Source organism: Streptosporangium sp. NPDC023825, assembly GCF_040639575.1.
Lineage (GTDB): Bacteria > Actinomycetota > Actinomycetes > Streptosporangiales > Streptosporangiaceae > Streptosporangium.
The window spans coordinates 1-7081 of the sequence record NZ_JBFAAE010000126.1 but is presented as its reverse complement, the minus strand read 5'-3'; the positions used below and the strand labels follow the sequence as shown (position 1 = coordinate 7081).

Annotated in this window: 8 protein-coding genes and 1 pseudogene; 4 read left to right on the top strand and 5 right to left on the bottom strand. The window is 64.0% G+C overall.

Going from position 1 to position 7081, the window contains the following annotated elements; translation table 11 throughout:
- Together AB0G15_RS43080 and AB0G15_RS43075 are read right to left on the bottom strand one after the other, a co-directional pair.
- Nucleotides 1-956, bottom strand: a 956-nt coding sequence (locus tag AB0G15_RS43080) for a glycoside hydrolase N-terminal domain-containing protein (protein ID WP_362851464.1), incomplete at its 3' end; no start/stop codon positions are given.
- A 387-nt stretch (nt 957-1343) separates the two neighbouring features.
- Nucleotides 1344-1660: pseudogene (locus AB0G15_RS43075) on the bottom strand (helix-turn-helix domain-containing protein); the annotation flags it as partial.
- A 234-nt stretch (nt 1661-1894) separates the two neighbouring features.
- Between AB0G15_RS43075 and AB0G15_RS43070 the strand changes: the two are divergent.
- Both AB0G15_RS43070 and AB0G15_RS43065 read left to right on the top strand, forming a co-directional pair.
- On the top strand, nt 1895-2563 hold the full coding sequence (locus AB0G15_RS43070; RefSeq protein WP_362851462.1) for a hypothetical protein: 669 nt from the start codon (nt 1895-1897) through the stop codon (nt 2561-2563).
- A gap of 56 nt (nt 2564-2619) precedes the next feature.
- Nucleotides 2620-3729: an XRE family transcriptional regulator gene (locus AB0G15_RS43065; protein ID WP_184542940.1), complete on the top strand. Its 1110-nt coding sequence runs from the start codon at nt 2620-2622 to the stop codon at nt 3727-3729.
- A gap of 1005 nt (nt 3730-4734) precedes the next feature.
- Here AB0G15_RS43065 and AB0G15_RS43060 read toward each other — a convergent pair.
- The gene (locus AB0G15_RS43060; RefSeq protein ID WP_362851459.1) at nt 4735-5001 is read right to left on the bottom strand and encodes a winged helix-turn-helix domain-containing protein; all 267 of its coding nucleotides are present in this window, start codon (nt 4999-5001) and stop codon (nt 4735-4737) included.
- A 261-nt stretch (nt 5002-5262) separates the two neighbouring features.
- On the opposite strand from AB0G15_RS43060, the gene AB0G15_RS43055 reads away from it, so the two are divergent.
- Nucleotides 5263-5562 (top strand): hypothetical protein, encoded by a 300-nt coding sequence (locus AB0G15_RS43055; RefSeq protein WP_362851457.1) that lies wholly within the window; start codon nt 5263-5265, stop codon nt 5560-5562.
- Between the two features lie 149 nt (nt 5563-5711).
- Nucleotides 5712-6131: a hypothetical protein gene (locus AB0G15_RS43050; protein ID WP_362851455.1), complete on the top strand. Its 420-nt coding sequence runs from the start codon at nt 5712-5714 to the stop codon at nt 6129-6131.
- On the opposite strand, the gene AB0G15_RS43045 is transcribed toward AB0G15_RS43050, so the two are convergent.
- The gene (locus AB0G15_RS43045) at nt 6067-6660 is read right to left on the bottom strand and encodes a guanylate kinase (protein ID WP_362851453.1); all 594 of its coding nucleotides are present in this window, start codon (nt 6658-6660) and stop codon (nt 6067-6069) included. The genes AB0G15_RS43050 and AB0G15_RS43045 overlap by 65 nt on opposite strands.
- Nucleotides 6657-7013 carry a hypothetical protein gene (locus AB0G15_RS43040; protein ID WP_362851451.1) on the bottom strand — a complete coding sequence of 119 codons (357 nt, stop codon included), beginning with the start codon at nt 7011-7013 and terminating at the stop codon, nt 6657-6659. Before AB0G15_RS43040 ends, AB0G15_RS43045 begins: the two co-directional genes overlap by 4 nt.
- Between the last annotated feature and the right edge of the window lie 68 nt (nt 7014-7081).

The window sequence follows — 7081 nt, the reverse complement described above, 5'->3', positions numbered from 1 at the left end:
GCGTGCAGGGCGGTATGCCGCGTCAGCAACGCCGCGTAGTCGGCGCTCAGCGCGGCCAGCGCCGTGTGCAACGGTTTCGCGTCCCACGCGGTGGAGGAGTCGTAGCGATCGAGTTTGGTCAGCAGCACGAGTTTGGTCGCCGCGGCCACGACGATGGCCGAGCCGCTCACTCGTACCGAACCGCCGGTCGCGACTACCCGGGTGACGCCCTCGTAGCCGAACGCCCCCTGTCCGGCGGGGTATCTGCCCCGTAGGTTGAGGTAGCCGTCACCGTTGGCGACCGTGGCCAGGGTGGTGAAACCGACGGACCCCGGCACGCCGCTCAGGGCCGTGTTGACGCTGAGCGTGGCGTCGATCGTCCGGCCCGGCGCGGGAGTGAGTTCGTGGATGATCACCTGGTCGGCTCGGGAGGCGAAAGCCCGCCGGGTCCACGTGCCGTAACCGTCGGTCCACGTCGAGGTGACCTCACCGGTCCTGAAATCGGTGATCCGGGCGTAATTGCCGGCCGTCATCCCCGGGGTGCTGATCTGCAGCTCATAGCCCGGGTGGAAGGTCTGGGTCCAGCGCAGCGACCAGCCGGAGGTGAAGTCGCCGGTGGCGCCGTTGAAGTCACCGGCGAGCGCCTTGTTCCTGACCCCCGCCAACCGGCCTGACAGTACCGGCGGAGTCACGTTACGGGTGCCGTTGGGCAGAACGAACCGGTGATGGGTGAAGATCACCTTCTCCAGGGTGGGCGTGCCGTAGAGCATGGCCCCGTACTCACCGTTGCCGGTCAGGAAGGCATCGGACCAATTCGCCGCGGCTGTCGTGTCGTAGATGCCGCGTTGCGGCAGCGTCACCTGCGGCGGCACGGCGGCGGCCGCCCGGTCAGCGAAGATCGCCGAAGGCAGCGCGGCAGCACCGACGGTCGCCGCCGTGGTGGCGATGAAGCGTCGACGGTTCAGCGGCATGTTCATCCAAGCTCCTGGTGACGAGGCGGGGGGTGATGATTGCGGCCGAGTGCCGCCTGTGCCTCCACGACTGGTTGGTTCATCGCCGCGAGGCAGCCGCCATTCGACGGGACACCCCGCGGTAGAGCACTCGGTCAAAAGGTGCCTCCGACGGCAAACACGTCAGGTGATTTGTCTAAGAGACATCCCATGTATAAAACTCACGTAACGTATGACGTCTTATGTCTCACGTCAAGAACGACTGCGAACGCCGTGTAACGTCTGGTCCCGGCTCCCAGGACGGCCGACGACTCTCTCAGGAGTTCGGTGTAACTTTCATCAGCAGGAAGGTCGGGAGCCAGGATGGCAACCGCGAGGTGTGCGTCTACCGCTGGTACTTCCTTCCTCCATCCCTGGGCGCGCCGTGGCCGCCGGGATGACGAAGGCCTCGTCGTCATCGCTGAGCAGGCGAGGCCAGCCTCCCGCGACTGAGGGGCCAGGCAGGCCAGCCCGATGTCGTTGAAGCGGTGAATCACGTCGCGGACGGTGTCCTCATCGGCGGCCACCAAGCGGGCGATGACCGGGCACCGCGTTGCCGCCGGCCGAGGCCAGCAGCAGCATCATCGCGCGCCGGTAGCGCGCCGAGTTGGTGCTGCCCGGCGCACGATCTGCTGGAGCTTCTGTACTTCGTGGTCGGTGAGTCTTCGGACCCTGACAGGTTCTGCCGCCACGTCTCCCTGCGCCAAGCCGGATCTGCTGGCTTACATCCAAACCGCCCGGCCCGGTCACCGCGAGCAGCAACCCGGTGAACCTTTCCGGTCACCGCACTGGGTCTCGGCCCGACCATCGATCACAAGTTCGATAACGGTTTGATCACGAGCCTCTTGTGCCGGTCAAAGAGTTCCAAAATCTCGACCTCATATGAGGTAGAGTTCTTGGAACCGAGATGACCTTGGAGGTGGTCGATGGACGAGTTGCCGTATGCCGATTGGCGATCGGCCAAGAAAGCCGAAGATCTGGGCCTGACGTCGGAGATCATTCTGGCCGCGCTGGAGATGGCGGCTGCCGACGCGCGGACCTGCACTGGAATGGACGCCCCGAGCGCCGGCGGGATCATGTTCTGGAGCCGGGGAAACCGGTACCTCCGCGAGCAGCTGCGGGACCGCCTTCTGCCTGAGGTCTGGGGGTACAGCAACCGGGACTCGATCCTGCGGACCATCCACCCTTCGGGGGCGTTCGCCGTCACTGTGATCAGCGGTGCGGGCGGCGTTGGCGATCGCAAGAAGAAGGTTCGGGCGAAGAACCCCAAGGGAAGCGCCGTCGCGAGCCTCGTGAAGCGCAATGAGCAGACGACTCTGTTCGACCTCGATGAGGACCTGGCGGTCGAGATTGAGGATGTTGACGTCGACGACATCCCGACCTGGTTCATTCTCTACCGCATGGACAAGAATGGTGAAATCCACGTCGAACTTTCTTTGCCGGTGGAGATGCACGGCAAGTTTGTGGACACGTGGCTCGTGCGCATTCCCATCGGAAGGATCGCTCCGCCCAGCGACGGCGGCGGGGAGATCGACCTTAACCCCACCAACAGCGATGAAGGGCCGGACTTCGACGTCACTTACAAGGGCCTCTGATTGCACTGGTAAGATGACGCCCTACGGCCACATTTGGTCATATGGGGATGAAATAAATGTTCACAGCGTCTCGTCTCATACACGCCCGCAAACGGCGTCGTATGACTCTAGCGAAGCTTTCTCAAGCTTCTGATATTTCCGTTCGCAGCTTGACTGCGTTCGAGAACGGCCACAAGTCCCCTAGCGGCGACACCCTGTTGTCGCTCGCTAGGGCACTTGAACTGCCACCTTCGTTCTTTTCCGCTGGCGACTTGTCTGAAATTCCAGTAAACGAGGCCAGCTTTCGTGCGCTCACGAAAACGAGCGCCCTGGATAGGGATGCAGCGCTAAGCGCTGGCAGTTTCGCCGTCTCAATTAATGACTGGATTGAAGCAAGGTTCGATCTACCTCGGGCAGACGTACCAACTTTCCCTCACCTCGAACCAGAGCAGGCAGCGGAGCTTTTGAGGGCACGATGGGGGCTTGGAGAGTCTCCGATCGGCAACATGATCCGTTTGCTAGAAGCGCACGGAATACGCGTGTTTTCGCTTGCCGTGGACTGCTCCTCGGTGGATGCTTTTTCTATCCGCCACAACGGCAATCAGCCGTTCATATTCCTAAATACGCAGAAAAGCGGGGAAAGGGGTAGGTTTGATGCGGCCCACGAATTGGGCCACCTAGTCCTTCACTCCGAGCATCGAATTCCTCACGGGCCGGAAGCGGAGCGGGAAGCACAGCAGTTTGCATCTGCATTTCTTATGCCGAAGTCCGGGCTACTTGCACAAGACCTCCACAACGCATCTCTTGATCGGATCATGAAGGCCAAGAGAAAGTGGAATGTGGCGGCCATGGCTCTGACGTACAGGCTGCACGAACTGGGTCTCACATCCGACTGGATATATCGAGTAACGGCGAAACAGTTGTCGCAGATGGGATATCGTCGATCGGAGCCGGACGGGATTCCGCGAGAAACCTCTCATCTCCTGACAAAGGTATTCGCCACCCTTCGCGAAAAGGGAATTAGCGCTTCACAGGTGGCCGAAGCGGTACATCTGAATCTCGATGAATTGAATAAGCATATCTTTGGCCTCGCGCCTATCGCGCTTGAGGGAGGAAGGGAAACAACCTCCCCGGTCCGCCCAAAATTGCAGCTTATCGAAAGTGGTGCCGCCAGCAGCAAAAGGTGAGCCGATAAGAGTGCTTGTCGGCAATATTCATGCGGGGATAGAGGAAGCTCAGGATCCGGGGGCACCTGCCCGCAGGTGTTCCCGTCCTGATCTCTCGTCTGCCGTCGACCCATCGCGAAGTGACAGCGGGCCGGGGATGGAGGGTCAAGCCCTGCCTCGCGTGTACCTGCTCCCGGTGACCTTCCTCGCGCGCTGATTGTCCTGCCCGCACGGCTGGGCTTGACCTGGAGGAGCCGGGCTGCTGGGCTCTGCCTGGGTCGATGGCGGGCGAGTGATCAGGCTTCCGGCCCAGCCAGCTACGGCGCCAGCTCGCGGCCTCCCTCTCGGAGTCGGAGGCCCCGGGGTTTGGGGCAGCGCCCCAAGGTCCTTCCTGCACCTTCCGCCCCGTCTCTGTCTCTACCTCTCTCCCTCTCCCTCGTCCGCCAGCGTCGCCCTCATGGTTTCCGGGTTTTTCGGCGTCGTGGTGCTGCTCGTGGCCGACGACCCGTTCACCCTCTTGAGGAGAGAGATCACTTTTCGCACATTGCCGCTTTGCCGCCATCCGTTGAACACCGCTCCCCGGCGGCAAGTATGGTCCGCTTTTCTGCTACATCCTTGGCGTACTTCACGATCCTTCGATTGATGAGAACTATAGGCACTGGGAGGCAGTGAACTCGCTGCTGTAGCGATGATTGAGCTGGATCCGCGACCCATCGCGTGAGGCGAGAACCCCGTCATCCGGTGGCAAGCCGATCCGTACCGCAGGGCCGCCAAGGCCCGAGGAACGGAAGCGGTGCGGCAGCCTTACGGAGGGATCGCCTCGACCGCCGGAAGACTTTCCTGGCTGAGGTGGTCTGCCTGGTGGACATCAGCGCGTGGGCGGCGCGGCCGCGACCGGCCGAAGAGCCGCAGCGCGGCCGGCGTCCGCCCGACGCGCGGCGGGCCGCGGAGCGGACCGCCTTTAAAGACGTAGAGAAAGTTCTCATCCGGAGTGAGCAGGCTCCGATGATCTTGGTGCCGTAGCGGCTACTCGGATGTCTCGCCAGGTTCCGTGGTGCGCTCCTCGGCGGTGGTGACGAAGCTGCCCATGCCGCGTTCGGTGCGGATCCATCGGCCCTTGCGCAAGGCGTTCATGACCTTCTGGGCTGTCTGGGTGGCGATGCCGAACTCTTGGGTGAGATCGACGACCGAGGGGATTCGCTGGCCTGCCTTGTACTGGCCGGCTTCGATGCGCTGGACGATGATGTCTCGCACCTGGCGCCACCTGGGCAGATCGTCCCGCAACTCGGTCATGAGTACACGGTAGGAACCCGTAGTGGAGGGCACTCCAGCGGAACATACTGCTGTGTTCTATGGTGTACCACGGTATTGCCTGCCTATGATGCAGCCGTGGGCATCGGTGAGTGGTGGGCCTACCGGCTCGGGACGACCGCTTCCTCATACCGGTCCGTCCCTCGGTGCAGGAGGGCTCCGAGGGACACGGTCCCGGGCTCCACTCACCGATGCCCGCCGAACAAGGGCCTTCGCCGGACGACACGGAGAAGAGAGCGAGTCGTGAGCACCTTGGGCCACCTGGCGGCGTACTACCACGGCATCCACGTGGCTCCGCTGCACGATGGTCATGAGGTGGTGAGCTGGCGTGGCAGGATGCCGCGCTTCGATCGGATCCGGGTACGCGAGCACACCTGTGAGTGCGAGCCGCTCACCTATGAGTTCTGCACCGCTGGCGGGATGGTGCTCATCCGGCGGCGCCAGGGCGAGGGCAAGAAGGTCACTCTGCGGGAGAGCGAGTGGATGCGCACCGCCGAAGGTGAGCGCCTGTGGACGGCGATCCTCACCGGGCGGGCCCGATGACGTCAAAGGTAGGAAGGGGACCCATGCCCGATCGGCTGCTCTCGGCTCCTGCGCCGGCTCCGGTGACGTATGGGCCGGTGTTCGATGGGTGGTGCGTGGAAACCGGCTCCTCGGGAGTCCTCTACGCGCGCCGCACGCTTGAACGACCGTTGGAGCGACACGAGGTGCTCGCCGGCCTCACCCGCTACCTCGTCGCGCACGGCCTGGACGAGCTGATCCGCCTCGTCGAGGGGCAACGGCACATCGCGGAGTACCTACAGGCAGGGACGCCGTTGCCGGTGTGCCCGTACTGCGGGTGCGGTCAGGGAGAGGCTCCGCTGATCGTGACCGCGGACGAGTCGTCCGTCACGGCCGAGCGCTGCGCGCAGAGTCACAGGGCCGACGGGTGCGGGCACGTTCGTGTCGAGTGGACCAATGAGCTTCCGCTCCCCGACGGGGCACGCTGTCGTGACTGCGGCACCTGGTGGCGGCTCGACCTGATCCCCGACGAGGTAGCGGCCCGACTCAACGACGGCATCCCTCCGGCTGAGAGCATCCAGCGTCACGCAGACGATCGTAGGCACTCATGATCTCGTGCGCCGCCGCGTCGACTCCGAGACGATCGGTGTGGATGCGCAGATGAAAGAACCCAGCGTCGGTGTTGGTCTCCAGGTCGGTGAGCGTCTCGTCCCATGCGGCAAGGCGCTTGGGGGTGTCGACGTCCCCGCGCGCCCGGGATCGCTGCTCGGTGACCTCACGCGGCACCCACAACAGCACACGGAACCACCCGTCGGGGACCGTGCCGACGAGTTGCCGCAGATCGCGGGTGTTGCCCATGTGGACGACGGGGACGCAGCCGGCCGCTTGCCGGTCTTCGATCGTCTGGCGGTCAATGGCGTAGACGTTGCCGTAGCGGTGGGTCTCGGCGACCAGCCGGCCCGCCTCGCGGAGCGTGTCCAGGTGCTCGGCGCTGACGAACTCATACCCCTCGGCGCGGCCGGTGCCGACCTTGAGCTTGGGCAGCAACGTGAACCGTGGATCCAGGCGAATGAGGGCGGCGGTGATGGTGTCCTTGCCGCTGGCGGGTGGGCCGTAGATGACGATTCCCTGCGGGTTCACGTCAGGATCCGTTTGAGGGCTTCGCGGGTCTGGTCGGCGAGGCTGATGGCCGCGCCGAGTCGGTTGTCGATGGTGACGTGTGCGGTGGGCGGGCTGGTCTCGACGTTCAGGCTCGCGGCGTACTGCTCCCAGTTCTCCAGCTTCCAGGCATCCCGGGCGGCGCCGCGGAACTCGATGTACTCGCGCATCGACTCGGGATCGCAGCGGACCCAGATCGCCGCGACGTCGATCCCCTTGGCCGCGCACCGGTTCTCCAGGCGGGTGAACCACGCCTCGTCCTTGAGTTCGGCGATGAACGGGGCCGACAGGATGGCCGAGGTGCCGACGTTGAGGATGCCCCTATGTTGCGTCAAGCGGTGCAGGTGGAGTTGATGCGGCTGTGGCGGGCTGGATATGGCGGTAGATTTCGCGCGCGACGTAG